Genomic DNA, 21200 nt, shown 5'->3' with positions numbered 1-21200 from the left:
CCCTTATGGTGCGGTAAAGGGAATCAGGCCGCGTTGGCGTCGGCGGTCTCGTCGCGCAGCGCCCGGGCGGCCGCTACCAGCGCCTCCAGGGCGGCACGGGTTTCCGGCCAGCCACGGGTCTTGAGGCCGCAGTCCGGGTTGACCCAGATCTGCTCGGGGCGCAGCACTTCGGCCGCCTTGCGCAGCAGCGACAGCATCTCCTCCTTGTCCGGCACGCGCGGGGAGTGGATGTCATACACGCCCGGGCCGATCTCGTTGGGGTACTGGAAGCGCACGAAGGCGTCCAGCAGCTCCATGCGCGAGCGCGAGGTCTCGATGGAGATCACGTCCGCATCCATGGCCGCCACGGAGTGGATGATGTCGTTGAACTCGGAGTAGCACATGTGGGTGTGGATCTGGGTGGCATCGCGCACACCGCTGGCGCTGATCCGGAACGCCTCCACCGCCCAGTCCAGGTACTCGCGCCACTGCGCACGGCGCAACGGCAGGCCCTCGCGGATGGCCGGCTCGTCGATCTGGATCACGCCGATGCCGGCCGCCTCCAGGTCCAGCACCTCATCGCGCAAGGCCAGCGCGATTTGCCGGCAGGTATCGGCGCGGGCCTGGTCGTCGCGTACGAACGACCACTGCAGCACGGTCACCGGCCCGGTCAGCATGCCCTTCATGGGCCGCTCGGTCAGCGACTGTGCGTAGGTGGACCAGCGCACAGTCATCGGTTGCGGGCGCGTTACATCGCCGTAGATCACCGGCGGCTTCACGCAGCGCGAGCCGTAGCTCTGCACCCAGCCGTTCTTGGTGAAGGCGAAGCCCTCCAGCTGTTCGCCGAAGTATTCCACCATGTCATTGCGCTCGAACTCGCCATGCACCAGCACGTCCAGCCCGATCTGCTCCTGCACCCGTACGCAGTGCTCGGTCTGGGTGGCCAGGAACGCATCGTAGTCGGCGTCGGCCAGCGTGCCGGACTTGTTGCGTGCGCGTGCCTCGCGCACCTCCAGTGTCTGCGGGAAGGAGCCAATGGTGGTGGTGGGGAAGCGCGGCAGCTTCAGCGCGGCGGCCTGAGCCAGATGGCGCTGCGGGTAGCGGCTGTGGCGCTGCGCATCGGCCGGGGTGAGCGCGGCCAGGCGCGCGGCCACGGCCGGGTTGTGCACGCGCGGCGAGCGTCGGCGCGATTCGATGCGTTCGCGCGACAGCTCCAGCGCCGCCTCGGCGCGGGCCGGGGCATCGATGGCGTCGGCCAGCACGCGCAGCTCTTCCAGCTTCTGCTTGGAGAACGCCAGCCAGCCGCGCAGCTCGTCGTCCAGCTTCTTTTCGTGGCCCAGATCCACCGGGCTGTGCAGCAGCGAACACGACGGGCTCAGCCACAGGCAGTCGCTGCCCAGGTGCCCATGCGCGTAGCGCGCCAGCAGCAGTGCGTTGTCCAGGTGGGTGCGCCAGATGTTGCGGCCGTTGACCAGCCCGGCCGAGAGCACGCGGCCCGGCGGCAGCGCCTTGATCACGGCATCGAGCTGTTCCGGGGCGCGCACGAGGTCCACGTGCAGGCCATCGACCGGCAGCGAGGCGGCCAGCGGCAGGTTGTCGTCCAGCGCACCGAAGTAGGTGGCCACCAGCACCTTCGGGCGCGCCGCCGTGGCCAGCACGGCATAGGCGTGGGCGAAGGCCGCGCGGGCGTGGTCGTCCAGGTCCTGCACCAGCAGCGGCTCGTCCAGCTGCACCCACTGCGCACCGGCCGCCTGCAGCTGGCCCAGCAGCTGCACGTACACCGGCAGCAGCGCATCCAGCAGGTCCAGCGCCGGGCTGCCGTCGGTGGTCTTGGAGAGCAGCAGGAAGCTCACCGGGCCGATCAGCACCGGGCGGGTTTCGATGCCCAGCGCCTTGGCCTGGCGGTATTCGGCCAGCGGCTTGTCGCCGCGCAGCGCGAAGCCCTGGCCGGCCTGCAGCTCAGGCACCAGGTAGTGGTAGTTGGTGTCGAACCATTTGGTCATTTCCAGCGCGTGCAGGTCGTAGCCATCGCGCTGCAGGCCGCGCGCCATGGCGAAGTAGCCGGCCAGCGGGTCGGCGTCGGCCAGTGCGTGGTAGCGGGCCGGAATGGCGTCGAACAGGAAGGCGGTGTCCAGCACCTGGTCGTACAGGCTGAAGTCGTTGCTGGGCGGCACATCAACGCCGGCGTCGCGCTGCAGCTGCCAGTGGGTGGCCCGCAGCCCGGCGGCGGTGTCGAGCAGCGAATCTGCGCTGCTCTGGCCGGACCAGAATGCTTCCAGCGCGCGCTTGAGCTCGCGCTTGGCGCCGATGCGGGGAAACCCCAGGTTGGTAACAGTGGTCATGGAACGTGTCCTCATTGCGTATTGGCATTGAGGAACGAAGGAACTGCGCGGCCACCACGCCATTGCTCCCGTGCCCGCCCCGCCAGCGACCTTCGCCCCCGCGGGCGAACCGGATGCCGTGAAGCGGACGCACAGGGACAGCGCCACGCGGCAGGCGTGGCGACAGGCCCCGGCAACCTCCCCGCGGACGTTCCAGGTCGAATCGGAGGACGGTCGTGTCCTCCGGCCGGGGCCGGTATTCGGGCTGATGGACACGGGCGCGGGCGCCCACCTAGTACCTGCCGCTTCCCAGGCGGTGAGGCCCAGTGCTGTTGGCAGGATTCGTTTCCATTCACCGCTGCGGGGCAGCTCCGGAATGGGTGCGCAAGGCACCTTCACCGGATTCCCGTTTAAACCCATCCCTTCATCTGCATGAAGAGATGGATACCTTCGGCGAGCACAAGGTAGGCCGAGTTGGCGCGGGGGTCAAGAGGCGTTGCTTACAGGCGCTCAATGCTGGCCCGGCTGCGGATCTGCTCCAGCGCCTCGTCGTGCAGCAACCTGCCGTTCTCCCACACCGTCACCATGGCGTCCTCGAAGCCCAGTGGCATTTCCAGGTCGGCCAGCGAGGCGGCCGTGGCCGGCACCGGCACGGTGCGGAACTGGCCGTACTCGCGGTGGCGCAGCAGGCTCATGCGGCCGCGCTTGCTCTGCTTGCCGCTGTCGGTCACCGGGTCTTTGTAGACGTCGATCCAACGCCCGTTGACGCGCGCGGCCGAGCACTTCAGCGCGAACTTCTGCGTATCGCGGTCCAGCCGCTGCAGCAGGGCACCGCCCATGCCGAAGGCGAGGTTGTCGGCGGCGTAGCCGGCCTCGGTGATGCGCGCCAGGATCTGGCCGATGCTGGTCGGGTTGACCCCGTCGCCCTGGATCACGCGCACGTGGTTGAGCACCTTGTAGCCCTTGCCGTTGACGCTGTGCCCGAAGGCTTCGTCCAGCAGTTCCAGGCACTGCAGCACCACGGTGACCGGGTCGCCCGAGTCCGGGCGGATCACCACGGTGGCGCCCGAGTCGATGACCTGCTGGCGCAGGGTGGTGCCCCAGTGTTCGCGGATGGCGTGGTAGATGTCGTAGCTGTCCGACACCACGGCGACCAGCGCGCCGGGCTTGGCGAACTGCGCCAGCATGTTGCGGTAGGCGTCCACTTCGCCGTCGCGGCCCCAACTGGTGATGGTGCTGTGCTCGGCAGCGGGGATCGAATAGCCGGCCATCGGCGCGTGGTAGAACGCCTTGGCATACAGCAGGGCCGACACGGTGTCGGTGCCCAGGAAGTTGACCAGGTGCGCCGCGCCGCCGATGGCGGCCGATTCCAGGCTCGAGACGCCGCGGCTGCCGAAGTCGTGCAGCTTGAACGGCAACTGCCCTTCGGGGTCGTCGCTGGTGCGTTCCAGGTACTGGCGAATGGTCTGCTTGGCGTGCCAGCTGGTGGTGGCCACGGTTACCGGGTACCAGATGCGCAGCAGCATGGTTTCCAGGTACGAGGGCACCCAGAACGCCTGCGGGTCGGTCGATTCGATGGTCATCAGCGCGTTGTGCACCGGCACCACGGTGCCTTCGGGCACGGCGCGGATGCGGATCGGCATCAGCCCGGCATGCTGGTCGACGATGTAGCGCCAGCCGTCTTCGTTGAACGGCACACCATGGGCGGCGAACAGGTCGCGCGCGGTGTCGACATCGGCGTGGGTGATCGGCTTGGCCAGGTACTCCTTCAGGAGCGCCTGCAGACCGAAGAAGACGGTGCGGTCGTACAGGCCGCCGCGCGATTCCACGTAGAAGAAGGTGGCATCGGTACCCGGCGGGTACTGCAGCCAGTGGCTGGCCTTGTAGCTGTCGGTGTTGAGGAGAAGATTATCGAGGTAATGCATGACGGAAGCTCCTTCGCGTCGGGGGAACACCGGCGGTCTATCCGCCGGCGAGGGAAACGGGTCGGGTTCAGCCCCGGCCCAGGAAAAACTCCAGGATGTGCAGGTGGTCTTCGTACAGCTGCGGGCCCATGTCCAGGGCCTCGCTCACCGGAATCCAGCGCGCCTTGTCGGCATCGTCGCCACCGCGCACGGGGGGCAGTTCGCCCGCCGCAAACTCGAAGTGGAAGGCATGGGTGATGGTGCGGCCGCGCTGGCTGCGCTCGGGGTGGTCGAAGACATGCTGGCTCTTCAGCGAGCCCTTCAACACCGGCAGCGGAATCTTCAGGCGGGTTTCTTCGCGCAGTTCACGCAGGCAGCTGTCGAGCAGGCTCTGCTGCTGGCCGACGAATCCGCCCGGCAATGCCCACAGGCCCTTGCCCGGCTCCGAACGGCGGCGCACCAGCAGCACGTGGCCCGAATGCACCACCACCGCATCGGTGGTGACGAAGGTGGGCGCGTACGGCGCATCCTTCCACGCCGCACGGTACTGCTCGATGAAGCGGTATTCCGCCACCAGCTGGCCGTAGGCCGGCGAGCTCTTGCGGAAGGCTTCCAGCATTTCGTACACCGGCGCCGGCACGTTGCCGCGCAGCATCAGCAGTGCGCCGTGGAAGTCCAGGTCGCCCGACTCGAACAGGTAGCGGCGCAGCTCCGTGGCCGAGAGCGTCTCGGTGTGCTGCACATCCACCAGCGGCCACTGCGGGAATTCGCGCAGGTAGTAGCTCGAGGCGTCCTTGTCCATGCCGACCAGACCCACCTTGGCATCGGCCGCCGCACCGTCGCTGCGCAGTGCATCGGCCACGCCGCGTTGAACGCCGGCAATCCAGTGCGCCTCGTTGTACAGATGATCGCGAAGCGGGCGGATGATGAGCCGTTCGGTGTTGCCATCGAGGGCAGCCTGGATCATCACGGCGCGTTCGGCCACGGTCCAGGGATTGCGGAGGCTGCGGGGGGTATCTGCAGAGCCGACCAGGAAGATCAGCTTGCGGGCCCGGCTCAGTGCGAGGCGGGCAACGGCGGCATGGCCGTTGTGGAAGGGCTCGAAACGCCCGATGAACACCAGGTAGTCGTATTCCATGAGAATCCCTCATGTGGTTGTGGCTGCCGCGGGTCTGTCCCTTGGCTTGCTGCAAATGCTACGCCTCCTGTTCAGGCCGTCAAGTGCCTGCGCGCGGCTGCGCCGCCAGCGGCTGCATGTAGCGCTGCCACAGGTGGTTGACCAGCTGCAGGTTCGGGTCCACCTCGCGCTTGAGCTGCACGAGCGCGTGGGTTTCCGGGTAGGCCGCCAAGAACTGCGCGGCGGTGGCATGCGGCCGGTAGGGCAGGTAGTAGCGCCCGCCGCAGCCGATGGCCGCTTCAACCAGGGCGCGTGTCCAGCCCACCGTCTGCCCGTCCGCCCACGGGTAGCGGCGTTGTTTGTAATACAGCACGAAGCAGAACACCGGTTCCTTCGCCCACGCCATCAGCGCGAGCGGATCCGCAGGCGCGTGGCGGATGGAGACATTCAACGCATTGACCTGGTGGTCCTGCAGCATCTTGGCCATGGCGGCGGCGAAGGCGTGGAAGTGCCGCACCGGAATGAAGTATTCCTGCAGCAGGTACGTGGACATCACGCGCGTGCGCGGCTCCAGCGCCGCCACGTCCAGGCTCGCCTCCAGGTTGCGGTGGATCACCCGTGGCGCGCGCAGCTTTTCCACCACGCTGCCGCGCAGCGAATGCCCGCCGGGCAGTTCGGACAGCGCCCAGATCATGTTCTGCTCGGTGTCGTACTGCCCGCCCATCGGCACCAGCCGCGTGGTGTCGGTCAGCGCCGCCTGCGTGCGCCGCCAGGTGATGGCCAAGGGGGCGTCGAACGAGGGTGGCAGCAGGTCGGCGTTGTGCATGACCGCGTCCGGATGCGCCGCCACGTTGCGCTGGAACCAGTCGGGATACTCGGCCAGCGGCACGCGTTCCAGGTGCCGTTCAATGATGTCGTTGTCGACGACGTCCAGCTCCACTTCGCTCACCACGCCGAGCAGCCCGTAGCCGCCCAGCACGCCGGCAAACAGTGCCGCATGCTGCGTGCGCGAAGCTTCCACCACTTCGCCGGAGCGCAGCACGAGCTGCAGCGCGCGCACGGTGGAGGCGATGCTGCCGCCGCCCACATAGCGGCCGTGGCAGTTCACCGACACCGAGCCGCCCACGGTGAAGTTGCTGAAACTCTGCATGACCTTCACCGACAGGTCGTGCCGGTCCAGATGATCCTGCAGTGCACGCCAGCGCATGCCCGCCTTGACCCGCACCACCTTGCGAGCGACGTCCAGGAACACCAGCCCGTTGTAGCCATCCATGTTGAGCTGCAGGGCCTGTTCGGCACTGGTCTGCCCGCCCATGCTGTAGCGCCCGCCGGCCACGCACACCAGGCCGCGGTGGTGGGTCAGCGCCGAGACGATGTCGGCCTGCCGCTGCACCGGCACCACGCCGGCCACCGCCGTGGCTTCCAGCTGGCTGATGTCGTTGACCACCGGCGCGGAGCTGCACGCGCTGACACTCACGCCGGCCAGTGCACTCGTGCTTGCGGCGGCCAGGAATCCACGTCGGGTAATCATGGGCAATCCTTGCAGGGTGACGATCCGTTCTGCGGATTCTGCGCTGCTTCCGCAGTGCCCTGCCAGTGGCGGCGGTGCCACCGGGCATGGATCATTCAGGCGCGACGCCTACCTGCGCCAACGCGTGGACAACCTGCGCCACGCGCGCTTCGACGCTGCCGGTGAGCAGGGTGAATGGCATGCCCTGTGCGGACAGCGCGGCCACGTACGCGCCTTGCTGGGCGAGCCGGAAGGCGTCGTCGCGGCGGGTGCCATCCTGCACGAACGGGAAGTCTGCCGCGCACAGAAACAGCATGTCGTAGTGGCGCTGCGCCAGCGTGTGCAACGCAGATTCGGCGCGGCCGAACATGTCTTCGCAATACAGCAGGGTGGTGAGCGGGGTGGTATCGCACACCAGCCAGCGGTGGGCGTGGCCGGCCATGGCGTCTTCCCGCGACACCTGCACCTGCGCGATATGCAGCAGGTCGTCATACGTCAGCGCGCCTTGGCGGGCTTCCCAATGTTCGCGCCCGAACTCCGCCACCCATTGGGTCTGCAGGTGGCTGGCCAATGCGGCGGCGAGCGTGGTCTTGCCGCTGGATTCACCGCCCAGCAGACCGATCCGCCCGACGAAGCCGGCGTAGACGCGCGGGTCGAGAAAGCCGCGCAACGCGTGCGGATCGCGCCGCAGCGCGGTGCCCGAGACCGGTACCTCGCTGCGTGCGATGTCCAGGCACACGTGGGCCACCCGCCATTCGTGCCCCGCTTCGGCACTGAACTGCGCCTGCAGGGCCGCTGCGAAACCATCGCCATACGATTCGCTGGTGAACACCGCGTCCACCCGCACGCCCCAGAGGGCGCTGCACACCCAGCCCACGAATGCGCGCTGGGCCGCGTCGTCGTCCTCGTTGGTGGGCAACTGCCGCACCGGCAGGTTGCGCTGCAGGCAGGCTGCGGCCAGGCGTGCATCGTCCAGCACCAGTCGTGTCACGTGCGGGTACAGGGCCTGCAGCCACGCCTCACGCTGCGCCGCATCGCAGCCACTGAACTCCGGCTGGCTCCAGCTCAGCAGCAGCACGCGATCGCAGCGCGTCAACGCATGGTCGATCAGCGCCTGGTGGCCACGGTGCAACGGACTGAACTTGCCCACCACCAAGCCCGTGCGGAAGTGCTCAGGCATGCGCCGGCTGCTCGCGCATCAACCGGTGCCAATGCCGCAGCGACACCAGCGCGTTGATCCAGAACACCACGTACAGCACGGCGGTGAGGTGCAGGCCGCGGCTGGCATACAGCGGCACGGCCACGCTGTTGACCAGCAGCCAGAACCACCACGAATCCAGCTTGCGGCGCATCATGAGCAGCTGCGCGACCACGCTGAGCACCAGCACGGCCGAATCCAGGAACGGCGCGTAGGCATCGGTCCAGGTATGCAGCAGCAGGCCGTAGCCGACGCTTGCGAGCACGGCGGCCGGCAGTATCCAGGCCAGGGTGGGCAGTTGAACGCGGGTGATCGGCAGGGCATGCCCGTGGTCGCCGCGCAGCCACTGCCACCAGCCGATGACGCTGGTGGCCACGAACACGCCCTGCAGCACTACGTCGGCGTACAGGCGGGCCTCGTAGAACACTAGGCCAAACAGGGTGCAGCCAATGATCCCGGTCCACCAGGTGTGCACGCTGTTGCGCCCGGCCAGCAGGATGGAGGCGGCCACGGTGACGTTGGCGGCAATTTCCAGGGCGCTGGTCATGCCGGAGCGCCCGGCAGGTTGGAGCTGTACGGCAAGGTGTAGTCCTTTACCTCAAGGGCGTGAAGCGTAACGCGCTGCGTGACCGATGCGGGGTTGGGGCGAGTCAGGCGGCGTGGTGATACGGCTCGATACGCGCCAGAACCTCGGCCAGTTCGTCGCGCGCCTTGGCGGCGTCGTAGGCCATCTGCAGATTCATCCAGAAGCCTTCGCTGGTGCCGAAGAAGCGTGCCAGCCGCAGCGCGGTGTCGGCGGTGATGCCGCGGCGCCCGGCAATGATCTCGCTGATGCGGGTCTGTTTGACGTCGATCGACTTGGCGAGCCGGTACTGGGTCATGCCGAACGGGGTCAGGAACTCTTCCTGCAGGATCTCGCCGGGGTGCGGGTAGGGGATGGAGCGCATGGCCGATGTCCTCAGTGGTAATCGCAGATTTCAACGTCCGCCGGACCGGTGTCGGTCCAGGCAAAGCAGATCCGGTACTGATCGTTGACCCGGATGCTGTACAGGCCTGCTCGGTCGCCCTTCAGGCGCTCCAGGCGATTGGCCGGCGGAACCCTGAGATCTTCAAGCCGCGTCGCTGCGTGCAGCATGGCCAACTTACGCATCGCGATCCGCTGCACGGGGTGGAAGTGTCTGACCTGCTTACCCAGGAAAAGGCTGCGGGTGGCGACGCAACGGAACGAGCAGATAGCCATGAAGATCTCTTGGGAATGGATGCTATCGCGTGGCGATAGTATCGTCAAGCGGGACTAAATCGTGCGGTGGCATCACCCATGTGCTCCACCTGCTCATTCGGATACTCAGGTGCCGAAGGGGGCGCCCGCACCAACGCGGGTCACAGCATTGAAGATGCGTATCCCAATCCGGTGGTTGAGCGCATCTGGGTGCATCCGCCCACGCACTTGTTGCGTATCTGTGCAGGACGATCACCTGGAGTCGCGCATGCGCCACCCGCCTGTCCCCATTGCCGCGTGCCTGCTGCTGGTGCTGTGCCCGTTGCCGGGCATGGCGCAATCCATCCAGCGCCAGGAGGGCCGCGCCTATGCGGCCGCCGGCAGCACCCTGCTGTACCGCGAGAGCCACTGGCTGCAGGGGCCGCCGGAGGCGCAGTCGCGGCTGGTGCTGTACCGCTGCGCGGACGGGCGTGCGTTCGCGCGCAAGTGGATGACCCCGCAGGGCAGCCCGCAGACGCCGGATTTCAATCTGGAAGACGGGCGCGACGGATACCAGGAAGGCGTGCGCGGCAGCGGTACGGCCCGCACCCTGTACACCCGCGCCTCCGCCGCTGCGGCCCCGGTCAACCGCACACTGGAGGTGCCGCCGGATGCGGTGGTCGACGCCGGCTTCGATGCCGCCGTGCGCGGCCACTGGGCGTCGCTGCGTGATGGCAAGGCCGTGGCATTCCAGTTCCTGCTGCCCAGCCGGCAGCGGTTGGTGCCGCTGAAGCTGCAGCGCACGGCGGCCGTTACCTGGCAGGGCCAGCCGGCGCAGCAGCTGCAGATGAAGCTCGATGCATGGTTCGGTTTTGCCGTGCCGGCGGTGACCCTGGTGTATGCCAACGCCGACCAGCGGCTGCTGCAGTTCAGCGGCACCGGCAATGTGCGCGACCGTGCCGGGCGCTATCCGCAGGTGCGTGTGGAGTTTCCTTCCGGACCCGTGGCGGCCTCGGCCGCCGAGCTTGCCACGGCACGGGTGCAACCCCTGGTGAAGACATGCGACAGCTGAATACCCTCTTGCGGCCAGCGGCCGGAGCAACGACCATGCAGACTCGCTCCCTGCCGACATTGAGCCTGCGATGCCTGAGCTGGACGCTTCCGACACCGATGCCGCAACGCGCCTGGGCGAACTGCTCGTCCGCGTTGCCGCTGGCGACCGCCAGGCATTCGAATCCGTTTACCAGCTGGCGTCCGGGCGCCTGTTCGCGATCTGCCTGCACCTTCTGCGCGATCGCGGCGACGCCGAGGACGTGCTGCAGGAGGTCTTCACCACGGTCTGGAAGAAGGCAGGGCAGTTCGATCCCGCCAAGGCCTCTGCCATGACCTGGCTCTCGATGACGGCGCGCAACCGCGCGATCGACCGCCTGCGCGCCGCACCCCCGCGCGCGATGGACGACCTGTCGGTGATCGACGACCTGCCCGATGCCGACGCACAGCCGCCGGTGGCCGCCGAACAGGCGTCCGACCGCGAGCGCCTGGCGCGTTGCCTGGACACGTTGGAAAGCAAGCGCCGCGCGCTGATCCGCGCCGCGTTCCTGGACGGTTCCAGCTATGAAGAGCTGGCCCGTCGCATCGGTTCGCCGCTCGGCTCGGTGAAGAGCTGGATCCGGCGCGGTTTGGGCCAACTGCGGGTGTGCCTGGAACAATGAACATCCGCGACCTTCACGATCTTCCCGACGACGGCGAACCGCCGAGCACCGACATCCTGGCCGGCGAGTACGTGCTGGGCGTGCTGGATGCCGCGCAGCGCGCCGAGGCCGAGCGCCGCATCGCGAGCGATCCCGGCTTTGCGCGGCTGGTACAGCAATGGGAAACGCGGCTGGCGCCGCTGCTGGAATCGCTGGGCACGGCTACGGTGCCCGCACACCTGTGGCCGCGTATCCGTACCGAACTGGGCTGGCCGGCCGCCGTGTCCGCCACGCCCAGGCTGTGGCAGCGCACCGGCTTCTGGCAGGGCATGACCGCCCTGGCTGCGGCCCTGGCGCTGGTGGCGGTGTTCAACCGCCAGCAGCTGCCGCCCACCGCGCCGCCCACCCCGGTGGCGGTCACGCCGACGCCGGCGCCGACCCCGGCCGAGCCGGAGCAGGCGACCAAGCCGGTCACCCCGCTGCTGCACGACGACGGCACGCCGGGCTGGCTGGCCTCGGTCGACAAGGCACAGGGCAAGGTGTTGATGGTGCCCGTGCCGGCCCCGGCCGATGCGGCCGGACGCGCACCGGAGCTGTGGCTGATTCCCGCCGGTGGCAAGCCGCGCTCGCTGGGCCTGGTCTCGATCAACCGCGCCCATACCGTGGCGGTGCCCGACGCGCTGCGTGATGTTCTCGTGAACGGCTCGATGCTGGCCATCACGCTGGAACCGTCCGGCGGCGCGCCGCAGGGCATCCCGACCGGCCCGATCATCGCCAAGGGCGACATCGCCAACCTGTAACGGTCACCCGTTCCGAAGGAAATTTCGGAATGGGTGCATCCAAACGGCGCCGGCCTGCGTATCTCCTGATGAACCGCTCAGGAGACGCGCGACATGCTGTCCCGTTCCACCCCCGAACACCCCGGCCGCGGGCCTTGTGGCCCATGGGCCACCGTGCTGCGCTGGTTCGACACCGGCGCCGCTGAGGCCACTGCGGACGGGGGCGGCAACCGCGTGGACTGGCTGCGGGCGATTCCCTTCGTGGCCATGCACCTGGCCTGCCTGGCGGTGATCTGGGTGGGTGTTTCCTGGGTGGCGGTGGGCGTGGCGCTGGCGCTGTACGCGCTGCGCATGTTCGCCATCACCGCGTTCTACCACCGCTACTTCGCCCACCGCACCTTCCGCACCTCGCGCGCGGTGCAGTTCGTGTTCGCGGTCATCGGGGCGTCCAGCGTGCAGCGCGGCCCGCTGTGGTGGGCCGCGCACCACCGCAATCACCACCGCCACACCGAAACGGCGGCCGACCCGCATTCGCCGACGGTGCACGGGTTCTGGTGGAGCCACATGGGCTGGTTCCTCACCGCCGAAGGCTTCCGTACCGACTGGGCGCGCATTCCGGACCTGGCCAAGTACCCCGAGCTGCGCTGGCTGGACCGCTTCGACACGCTGATACCGGTTGCGCTGGCCGCCGCGCTGTTCGGGCTGGGCGCGCTGCTGGAGCATGTCGCGCCGGGGCTGGGCACCAGCGGTGGGCAGATGCTGGTGTGGGGCTTCTTCATCTCCACGGTGGTGCTGTTCCACGCCACGGTGACCATCAACTCACTGGCCCACCGCTTCGGCCGCCGCCGCTTCGATACCGGCGACGACAGCCGCAACAACCTGTGGCTGGCCCTGCTCACCTTCGGCGAAGGCTGGCACAACAACCACCACTTCTTCCCGGGCACGGTGCGCCAGGGCTTCTACTGGTGGGAAGTGGACATCACCTGGTACGGGCTGCGCGCGATGGCGGCGCTGCGGCTGGTGCATGACCTCAAACCCGTGCCGGCCTGGGTGCTGGCGAAGGCGGAGCACTGACATGCGCATCGCCGTAATCGGATCGGGAATTTCAGGCCTGGCCAGCGCGTGGTGGCTGAGCCAGCGCAACGAAGTGACGCTGTTCGAGGCCAATGACTACCTCGGCGGCCATACCCACACCCACCAGGTGCAGGTGGACGGGCGTACCCACGCCGTGGATACCGGCTTCATCGTGTTCAATCCGCTGAACTACCCGCTGCTCACCGCGCTGTTCGATGAGCTGCACGTTGCATCGAAGCCCACCACGATGAGCTTCTCGGTGCACAGCGAGCGCAGCGGCGTGGAATACAACGCCACCTCGCTGGACACGCTGTTCTGCCAGCGCCGCAACCTGGTATCGCCCCGCTTCTGGGGCATGCTGCGCGACCTGCAGCGTTTCTACCGCGAGGCCCCGGCGCTGCTGCACGGCAGCGATGAAGGCCCGTCGCTGGGTGAATTCCTCGACCAGGGCCGCTACGGCGGCGCCTTCATCCAGGAGCACCTGCTGCCGATGGCCTCGGCGCTGTGGTCCTCGCCCATCGCCAGCCTGGCCGACTTCCCCGCGCGCTACCTGGTGCAGTTCATGGCCAACCACCAGATGCTGCAGGTGAGTGGTCGGCCGCAGTGGCGGGTGGTGCAGGGCGGCTCATCGCAGTACATCCAGGCGCTGCGCCGGCGCTGGCACGTGCGCGAACGCATCGGCTGCCCGGTGCTGGGCGTGGAGCGCCATGAACACGGCGTACGCGTGCTCACCGCCGGCGGGCTGGAGGGCTTCGACCAGATCGTGATGGCCTGCCACAGCGACCAGGCGCTGGCGCTGCTCTCCGATGCCGATGGCGTGGAGCGCAGCATCCTCGGGGCGATCCGCTACCAGCCGAATGAAGTGGTGCTGCACACCGATGCGCGCCTGCTGCCGCGCAACCGCAAGGCGTGGGCGGCATGGAACGCGCACGTGCCGCATGACCCGCTGGCGCCCTGCTCGGTGAGCTACTGCATGAACCTGCTGCAGGGCATCGACACGCCCACGCCGCTGGTGGTGACACTCAATCGCAGCGAGGCGATCGCGCCCGAGAAGGTGCTGCGCACGATGCAGTACGCCCACCCCGTGCACGACCACGCGATGGTGCGCGCGCAGGCGCGCTGGGCGGAAATCCAGGGCCGGCGCCGCACCTGGTTCGCCGGTGCTTACTGGGGCTGGGGCTTCCACGAAGACGGCATCCGCAGCGCGCGCCGCGTGGTGGATGCACTGCATGTGCTGGACACCGAAGCCTGGTGGCCGCTGTCGCACGGGCTGCCCGCATGACGGCGAGCGCGCTCTATCGCGGCAGGATGCGGCACCGCCGGCATACGCCGCACGCGCACGCGTTCGGGTACCCGGTGGCGCAGCTGCTGCTCGACCTGGATGAGATCGATGAGGTGTTCCGTGGCCGCTGGCTGTGGTCGGTGAACCGCCGCAACGTGGCCGAGTTCCGCCGCAGCGACTACCTGGGCGACCCCGACCAGCCGCTGGCCGATGCGGTCCGCGCGCGTATCACCGCCGCGCTGGGGCGCGCGCCCGCCGGGCCGATCCGCCTGCTCACCCACCTGCGCTACGCCGGCCATGTGTTCAATCCGGTCAGCTTCTACTACTGCTATGCCGCCGACGGGGTCACGCTCGACTGCATCGTGGCCGAGATCACCAACACGCCGTGGAAGGAACGCCACGCCTACGTGCTGCCGGTGACGCAGTCGGACCCGCACGGCCGCGCGCTGTGCTGGAGTTTCGACAAGCAGTTCCATGTCTCGCCGTTCATGCCGATGGACTGCGAATACCGCTGGCGCTTCACCGCGCCGGGCGACGACCTGCACGTGCACATGCAGGTATGGCGCAACGGCGAGCGCCAGTTCGATGCCGATCTTTCACTGCAGCGCCACCCGTTGGACGGCCGCGGCCTGGCCCACGTGCTGCTGCGCCATCCGCTGATGACCGTGCAGGTGGTGGCGGCCATCCATTGGCAGGCGCTGCGCCTGTGGCTCAAGCGCACCCCCGTGCACGACCACCCTTCCATTGCGGGAAAGCACCCATGAACGACATGACCCGACCGCTGGCGCTCGCCCAGCCCAGTGCGCTGGAAACCTTCCTGCGCGGCCGCCTGCTGGCGCAGTTGGCGCCGCTGCAGGGCGGCCGGCTGCAGCTGCGCGATGCACTGGGCGACGTGACGATCGGCAAGGCCGATGCGCCGCTGCAGGTCACCGTGTGGGTGGACAACCCGGCCTTCTACCGCGCGGTGGCCGCACAGGGCAGCGTCGGCGCTGGTGAGGCCTACATCCGTGGCGAGTGGCGCTGCAACGACCTGGTGGCGCTGGTGCAGCTGCTGGTGCGCAACCGCGACCTGCTCGACGGCATGGAACGCGGCCCGGCCCGGCTCGGTGGGTGGTTGCTGCAGGGCTGGAATCGCCTGCGCCGCAACACGCGCGAGGGCAGCCGCCGCAACATCGCCGCGCACTACGACCTGGGCAATGCGTTCTTCTCGCTGTTCCTGTCCAGCGACCTGATGTATTCCTCGGCCCTGTTCGACGCACCCGGCGACAGCCTGGAAGAGGCATCGCACCGCAAGCTGGCGCGCATCTGCGAACAGCTGCGGCTCAACGCCGGCGACCGCGTGGTCGAGATCGGTACCGGCTGGGGTGGCTTCGCGGTGCATGCCGCGCTTCACCACGGCTGCCACGTCACCACCACCACCATTTCCAAGGAGCAGTACGCACTGGCCACCGAGCGGGTGGCCAACGCTGGGCTGCAGGACAAGGTGACCGTGCTGCTAAAGGACTACCGCGACCTGGACGGCCAGTACGACAAGCTGGTCTCCATCGAGATGATCGAGGCGATCGGCGCGCAGTACCTCGATACCTATTTCGCCACGCTGGGCCGGCTGCTGAAGCCGGAGGGACTGGCGCTGCTGCAGGCGATCACCATCGAAGACCAGCGCTACGAGCAGGCCCGGCGCAGCGTGGACTACATCAAGCGTTTCGTGTTCCCGGGCAGCTTCATTCCCTCCATCAACGCGATGGTGGCGGCCAAGACCCGCAGCAGCGACCTGCAGCTGATCGGGCAGCACGATTTCGGCCCGTCGTATGCGCTCACGCTGCGCGCCTGGCGCCACCGCTTCCTGTCGCAGCTGCCGGCGGTGCGCGCGCAGGGCTTCGACGAGCGCTTCATCCGCCTGTGGGAGTTCTACCTGGCGTACTGCGAGGGCGGCTTCCTGGAGCGTTCCATCGGCGTGTCGCAGCTGTTGCTGGCGCGCCCCGGGTATCGCCCGGCACTGATCGCAGGTGGCCACTGAGATGCGCCACTTCTGGGCCAACGTGGTCGGCAACCAGCTGGTCTGGCTCTGCGCCGTGGTCGGCGCCGGGCACGGGCTGCGCTGGCCGGCGGTGTTGGCCGCCGCGGCCTACGTGGCCAGCCAGCTGTGGCTGTCGGCGCAGCCCGGGGTGGAACTGAAACTGATGGTGCTCGCGATGGCGTGTGGCCTGGCGGTGGATGGCATCGCCGGAGCCACGGGCGCGGTGGTCTACGCCGCGCATGACGCCACGTGGCTGGCACCGGTGTGGATTCTGGCGCTGTGGGCGTCGTTCGCGATGACGCTGACCGTTTCGCTGGCCGTGCTGCAGCGGCACCGGGTGGCCGCTGTACTGGTCGGGCTGCTGCTGGCGCCGCTGGCGTACCTGTCGGCGGCGCGGGGCTGGGGCGCGGTGCGCTTCACCGCGCCGGCCTGGCAGGGCGTGCTGCTGCTCGGCATCGGCTGGTCGCTGGCATTGCCGCTCCTTGCCGCGTGCGCGCGGCGCTGGCAGTCCACCGCCGCGCCGCAGCCGGTACATCCTTCTGGAGAACGGTCATGAAGTTGTTGCTGTGGGTCTGGCTGTATGCCGCGCTGATCATGTGCTGGGGCTGGTGGTGGCAGCGCCGGCACCAGAACATCGGCGTGGTGGATGTGTTGTGGGCTAAAGGGGTTGGCGCCTCTGCGCTGCTGTTGGCACTGCTAGGGGAGGGCAGTGTCACACCGCGCATCGCGTTGGCCGTTCTGGGGGGCGCTTGGGGAGTGCGCCTGGCCCTGCACCTGTGGCGCCGGGTGCGCAGTGAAGCGGAAGACGGGCGCTACCAGCACCTGCGCCGCCACTGGAACGGCCACCAAGGCAAGATCTTCGGTTTCTTCCAGTTCCAGGCGTTGTTGATCGTGCTGTTCGCACTGCCGTTCGTGGCGGTGTCGCAGAGCGCGGCGCTTCCTGTCGGTTGGATCGTTGCCGCAGTGGCCATGTGGCTGCTCAGCGTCGGCGGCGAGGCGCTGGCCGACCACCAGCTGGCCCGCTTCCGCGCCGACCCTGCCAACAAGGGCAAGACCTGCCGCGCCGGGCTGTGGCGCTATTCGCGGCACCCCAACTATTTCTTCGAATGGCTGCACTGGTTCACCTATGTGCTGCTGGCCGTGCACTCGCCGCTGTGGTGGCTGGCGTGGTCCGGGCCGCTGGTGATGTACGTGTTCCTGCGCTGGGTAAGCGGCATTCCGTTCACCGAGGCGCAGGCGCTGCGCAGCCGTGGCGAGGACTACCGCGCCTACCAGCGCACCACCCCGATGCTGTTTCCGTGGTTTCCCTCCCGCACCGAATCCCCCCGCAAGGAGTCTTCACCGTGAATGTCGCCCGAGATCAGCTGCTCCTGCCGGACTACGCCCCCGGGTTGACCGGCATGGCCGAACGCGGCCTGCTGCCGGATGCACTGCTGCGGCTGGGCATCCGCCGGCAGTGTGCGCAACGCCTGCGCGAGGAAAGCGCGGGCGGGGTGGAGGCGCAGGCAGAGCGCTTCGCCACACGCATCGCCGGGCTGTCACGCAGCCCGCTGGCGCTGCATGTGGACGCGGCCAACCGCCAGCACTACGAAGTGCCTGCCGCGTTCTTCCAGGACTGCCTGGGCGCGCGCCTGAAGTACAGCAGCTGCTACTACCCCACCGGCACCGAAAGCCTGGACCAGGCCGAAGACGCGATGTTGGCGCTGTACGGCGAGCGCGCGCAGTTGGCCGACGGCCAGGACATCCTGGAGCTGGGCTGCGGCTGGGGCTCGCTGACGCTGTGGATGGCCGAACGCTACCCGGCCGCGCGCATCACCGCCGTGTCCAACTCCAACAGCCAGCGCGAATACATCATGGGCCAGTGCCGTGCGCGCGGGCTCAACAACGTGACCGTGCTGACCCGCGACGTGAACCAGCTGGCGCTGGACGACGGCAGCTTCGACCGCTGCATCTCCATCGAGATGTTCGAGCACCTGCGCAATTACGAGCGGCTGCTGCAGCGCATCCAGCACTGGCTACGCCCGGACGGAAAGCTGTTCGTGCACATCTTCGTGCACCGCACGCTGATGTACCCGTTCGAGACCGAGGGGGATGACAACTGGATGGGCCGGCACTTCTTCACCGGTGGCCTGATGCCCGCCGCCGACACCCTGCTGCACTTCCAGCAGCACCTGCACCTGCAGCAGCGCTGGCTGCTGGACGGCACCCACTACGAGCGCACCGCCAACCACTGGCTCGCCCGCCAGGACCAGAACCGCGACGCGGTGATGGCGGTGCTGCGCGAAGGCTACGGCGATGCGGCCGCGGCGCTTTGGTTCCAGCGCTGGCGCATGTTCTGGATGGCCTGCGCCGAGCTGTTCGGTTACCAGCGAGGGCAGCAGTGGATGGTGGCGCATTACCTGTTCGCCCGTTCCTGATTCCCTGCCGAGGAAACTGCCATGAAGCTACGCCCCCTGCTTCCCCTGCTCGCCGCCGGCATGCTGTTCGGCTGCGGCGGCAATGCCCGCCCGATTCCGCCGGTGGCGCACGTGGATGTGCCGCGCTTCATGGGCGACTGGTATGTGATCGCCCACATTCCCAGCCGTCCTGAGCGCGAAGCCTTCGATGCGGTGGAGTCCTACAAGCTGCGCCCGGATGGCCGCATCCAGACCACCTTCACCTACCGCAAGGGCAGCTTCCAGGCGCCGGTGAAGACCATGCACCCGGTCGGCACCGTCAAGGAAGGGACCAACGGCGCGGAGTGGGGCATGCAGTTCGTCTGGCCGATCCAGGCCGAGTACGTGATCGTGTACCTGGACGACGACTACCAGCAGACCATCGTCGGCCGCAGCAAGCGCGACTACATGTGGTTGATGTCACGCAGCCCGAAGATGTCCGACCAGGACTACCAGAAGGCGATGACCCGCATCGCCGCGCTGGGCTACGACCTCTCGCAGGTGCGGCGCGTGCCGCAGTCGGCCGCCGGCGACCGGTAGCCGCAACTGCGGCCCCGTTCTCAGGCTCTGAGAAGCCGCTGCGCGATACTGTGCCCATGGCGTCACCACCTGTCGTTCCCGTCACAAGGCGGGCATGTCGCGGTGGGACGCTACACTGACAGGCAGGTCTCGTGGGTCCAGGGAAGGCAGCTGGCGCGGCAACGCGCGGTGGGCGGACAGAGGGCGGCAGCGTGGCAGACAAGTACTGCGATCTGGTCATGAAGGGCGGCATCACCAGCGGCATCGTGTATCCCAACGCGGTGCTGTCGCTGGCCCGCGAATATCGGTTCAAGAACATCGGCGGGACCTCGGCCGGGGCGATCGCCGCGGCCGTCGCCGCAGCCGCGGCGCTGGGCGACCGGCGTTGCCGCGCCGGTGAGGCGCTGGGGCCGCAGGCGGGGTTTCCCGGGCTGGCGGAAGTGTCCACGCAGCTGTCGCGGCGCGGCTTCATCTACAGCCTGTTCCAGCCCGCGCACGGCGCACGCACCGCCTACCGGCTGCTGGTGATGCTCACCGGCAAGGCAGGGCTGACGCGCAAGATACTGTGCCTGCTGGCGGCGGTGTTCGCCATCGCCCCGCTGGAGCTGCTGGCCGCGCTGGTGGGGCTGCTGGGCATCGGTTGGCTGGCGGCCGGCGTGGACGGCATGTGGGCCACGCTGCTGCCGTCGTTGTTGTGCGCGTACGGGGCAGGCGTGCTGGCTTCGGCGCTGCGCGTGGCGCGGGTGGCGCGGCGCAACCTGCTGGGGTTGTGCTCGGGGGCCACCCAGGCCGACGCCAGCGAACCCGCGCTGACCGACTGGCTGCACAGCCAGCTGCAGGCGCTGTCGGGCAAGCCGCTGGACCAGCCGCTGACCTTTGCCGACCTGCACAACGCGCCGCGCTACAGCGGCGAGCCCGCCGGCGTGCACGCCATCAGCCTGCAGATGATCACCACCTGCGTGTCGCACACCGAGCCGCGCACGCTGCCGTTCAGCGCCTCGCAGTTCTGGTTCCGGCGCGACGAATTCGAGCAGCTGTTCCCGGCCAGCGTGGTGGCGTGGCTGCTGGCGCGCGCGGGCGTGCCGAACCACGTGGACGGGGTGGACTACTACCGTCTTCCCGAAGGCGAGCAGCTGCCGGTACTGGTGGCCACGCGCATGAGCCTGAGCTTTCCGCTGCTGATCAGTGCGGTGCCGCTGCACGAGCCGGCGCGGCGCGAACGTCGCTGTGAACCGGACGCCGACGCGGCGCCCCCGCACGGCAACCGCAACGTGGCCGACAGCATGGAAGGGCTCACCAGCGGCGGTCACGGCTGCGGGCCGGTGATTACCGCATTCCGGGTGTGCTGGTTCTCCGATGGTGGGATCAGCAGCAACTTCCCCATCCATCTGTTCGACGCGGCGTTGCCGCGCTGGCCGACCTTCGGCATCAACCTGGTCTACCCGCACCAGGCCGAGCCGCTGCGTGCGTCGCCGGACTCGCCCGACGCCATCAACGCGGCGGTATTCCTGCCGACCGAAAACCGGCATGGCTGGCAGCGCACCTACCAGTCCATCGCGCGACCCTTGGCGGCGGCGGAGATGTCCGGCTTCCTGTTCTCCATCGTATCGACCATGCAGAACTGGCGCGATGTACTGCAGGCGCGTGCGCCCGGCTATCGCGACCGCATCGTGCATGTGTCGCTGCAGGGCGACGAGGGCGGTATGAACCTGGACATGCCGCAGGCGGTGCTGAGCCGCATCGCTGCCAAGGGCAGCGTGGCGGGTGAGCGCTTCTGTGACTTTTCGTTCGCCAACCACTACTGGATCCGCTGGCGCAACCTGGCCTCGGCGTATCAGCGCTATACGCTGGAGGTGGCGCGTACCGACGATCCGGCGCAGCGCGTGGGTGCGTGGCAGGGGGCCTACGAATCGGTCGCGCACGGCGAACCACCGCCGCCTTCGTACCGGTTCACTTCCGAAGAAAAGCGCCGCGAATCGCAGCAGCTGTGGCGGTTGATGGTGGAGCAGGGCCAGACCTGGGAAGACCTCGGCCCCGACCTCACCGACGGCGCGCCGCGCCCGCTCCCGCAGATGAAGGTGACGCCCAGCTATTGACCGAAGGATTGAACGATGGTCGAGCGGTAGCCCCGGCCGTTGGCCGGACCAAGCGGTGGTTGGCGTCCCTTGGTCCGGCC

20 protein-coding genes and 1 riboswitch are annotated in these 21200 nt (G+C 68.4%); of the genes, 12 read left to right on the top strand and 8 right to left on the bottom strand.

What is annotated here, in order from left to right:
* Positions 1 to 23 precede the first annotated feature (23 nt).
* The 8 genes from metE to ACREPD_RS17140 all read right to left on the bottom strand — a co-directional run bounded on the left by metE (position 24) and on the right by ACREPD_RS17140 (position 9269).
* On the bottom strand, positions 24 to 2321 hold the full coding sequence (gene metE / locus ACREPD_RS17175; RefSeq protein ID WP_431600448.1) for a 5-methyltetrahydropteroyltriglutamate--homocysteine S-methyltransferase: 2298 nt from the start codon (positions 2319 to 2321) through the stop codon (positions 24 to 26).
* A 213-nt stretch (positions 2322 to 2534) separates the two neighbouring features.
* A riboswitch (cobalamin riboswitch) is annotated at positions 2535 to 2768 on the bottom strand.
* 32 nt (positions 2769 to 2800) lie between these two features.
* Entirely contained in the window at positions 2801 to 4225 is a 1425-nt protein-coding gene (locus ACREPD_RS17170; protein WP_431600447.1) for a nicotinate phosphoribosyltransferase, read from the bottom strand.
* Between the two features lie 67 nt (positions 4226 to 4292).
* On the bottom strand, positions 4293 to 5348 hold the full coding sequence (locus tag ACREPD_RS17165) for a bifunctional nicotinamide-nucleotide adenylyltransferase/Nudix hydroxylase (protein ID WP_431600450.1): 1056 nt from the start codon (positions 5346 to 5348) through the stop codon (positions 4293 to 4295).
* A 73-nt stretch (positions 5349 to 5421) separates the two neighbouring features.
* Complete coding sequence (locus tag ACREPD_RS17160; protein WP_431600446.1) at positions 5422 to 6852, bottom strand: FAD-binding oxidoreductase; 1431 nt, start codon at positions 6850 to 6852, stop codon at positions 5422 to 5424.
* Between the two features lie 91 nt (positions 6853 to 6943).
* A complete protein-coding gene (locus tag ACREPD_RS17155; RefSeq protein WP_431600445.1) occupies positions 6944 to 8011 on the bottom strand; it encodes an AAA family ATPase in 1068 nt (355 codons plus the stop codon).
* Positions 8004 to 8576 (bottom strand): nicotinamide riboside transporter PnuC, encoded by a 573-nt coding sequence (gene pnuC / locus ACREPD_RS17150; RefSeq protein ID WP_421570040.1) that lies wholly within the window; start codon positions 8574 to 8576, stop codon positions 8004 to 8006. The genes ACREPD_RS17155 and pnuC overlap by 8 nt, the downstream gene beginning before the upstream one ends.
* A gap of 103 nt (positions 8577 to 8679) precedes the next feature.
* Entirely contained in the window at positions 8680 to 8976 is a 297-nt protein-coding gene (locus tag ACREPD_RS17145) for a HigA family addiction module antitoxin (RefSeq protein WP_431600444.1), read from the bottom strand.
* A gap of 11 nt (positions 8977 to 8987) precedes the next feature.
* Positions 8988 to 9269, bottom strand: coding sequence for a type II toxin-antitoxin system RelE/ParE family toxin (locus tag ACREPD_RS17140; protein ID WP_431600443.1), 282 nt, complete (start codon positions 9267 to 9269; stop codon positions 8988 to 8990).
* 247 nt (positions 9270 to 9516) lie between these two features.
* Between ACREPD_RS17140 and ACREPD_RS17135 the strand changes: the two genes are divergently transcribed.
* The 12 genes from ACREPD_RS17135 to ACREPD_RS17080 all read left to right on the top strand — a co-directional run bounded on the left by ACREPD_RS17135 (position 9517) and on the right by ACREPD_RS17080 (position 21120).
* Entirely contained in the window at positions 9517 to 10299 is a 783-nt protein-coding gene (locus tag ACREPD_RS17135; RefSeq protein ID WP_431600442.1) for a hypothetical protein, read from the top strand.
* 70 nt (positions 10300 to 10369) lie between these two features.
* Entirely contained in the window at positions 10370 to 10939 is a 570-nt protein-coding gene (locus ACREPD_RS17130) for a sigma-70 family RNA polymerase sigma factor (RefSeq protein ID WP_431600441.1), read from the top strand.
* A complete protein-coding gene (locus ACREPD_RS17125) occupies positions 10936 to 11718 on the top strand; it encodes an anti-sigma factor (RefSeq protein WP_431600440.1) in 783 nt (260 codons plus the stop codon). Before ACREPD_RS17130 ends, ACREPD_RS17125 begins: the two co-directional genes overlap by 4 nt.
* A gap of 93 nt (positions 11719 to 11811) precedes the next feature.
* Entirely contained in the window at positions 11812 to 12771 is a 960-nt protein-coding gene (locus ACREPD_RS17120; RefSeq protein WP_431600439.1) for an acyl-CoA desaturase, read from the top strand.
* A gap of 1 nt (position 12772) precedes the next feature.
* Positions 12773 to 14053: an NAD(P)/FAD-dependent oxidoreductase gene (locus ACREPD_RS17115; RefSeq protein ID WP_431600438.1), complete on the top strand. Its 1281-nt coding sequence runs from the start codon at positions 12773 to 12775 to the stop codon at positions 14051 to 14053.
* Positions 14050 to 14817, top strand: a complete 768-nt coding sequence (locus ACREPD_RS17110; RefSeq protein ID WP_431600437.1) for a DUF1365 domain-containing protein — start codon at positions 14050 to 14052, stop codon at positions 14815 to 14817. The genes ACREPD_RS17115 and ACREPD_RS17110 overlap by 4 nt, the downstream gene beginning before the upstream one ends.
* Complete coding sequence (locus tag ACREPD_RS17105; protein ID WP_431600436.1) at positions 14814 to 16070, top strand: class I SAM-dependent methyltransferase; 1257 nt, start codon at positions 14814 to 14816, stop codon at positions 16068 to 16070. The genes ACREPD_RS17110 and ACREPD_RS17105 overlap by 4 nt, the downstream gene beginning before the upstream one ends.
* A gap of 1 nt (position 16071) precedes the next feature.
* Positions 16072 to 16626, top strand: coding sequence for a DUF2878 domain-containing protein (locus tag ACREPD_RS17100; protein ID WP_431600435.1), 555 nt, complete (start codon positions 16072 to 16074; stop codon positions 16624 to 16626).
* A complete protein-coding gene (locus ACREPD_RS17095) occupies positions 16623 to 17417 on the top strand; it encodes a DUF1295 domain-containing protein (protein WP_431600434.1) in 795 nt (264 codons plus the stop codon). Before ACREPD_RS17100 ends, ACREPD_RS17095 begins: the two co-directional genes overlap by 4 nt.
* Positions 17418 to 17470: 53 nt before the next feature.
* Entirely contained in the window at positions 17471 to 18487 is a 1017-nt protein-coding gene (locus ACREPD_RS17090) for a class I SAM-dependent methyltransferase (RefSeq protein WP_431600449.1), read from the top strand.
* A 21-nt stretch (positions 18488 to 18508) separates the two neighbouring features.
* Entirely contained in the window at positions 18509 to 19045 is a 537-nt protein-coding gene (locus ACREPD_RS17085; protein ID WP_431600433.1) for a lipocalin family protein, read from the top strand.
* Positions 19046 to 19236: 191 nt separating this feature from the next.
* A complete protein-coding gene (locus ACREPD_RS17080; RefSeq protein WP_431600432.1) occupies positions 19237 to 21120 on the top strand; it encodes an RpoH suppressor in 1884 nt (627 codons plus the stop codon).
* Positions 21121 to 21200: the final 80 nt, after the last annotated feature.

The sequence above is a fragment of the Stenotrophomonas sp. genome, from assembly GCF_050737075.1.
Lineage (GTDB): Bacteria > Pseudomonadota > Gammaproteobacteria > Xanthomonadales > Xanthomonadaceae > Stenotrophomonas.
Note: the sequence above shows the minus strand (reverse complement) of the source record. Positions and strands in the feature narration are given on the sequence as shown.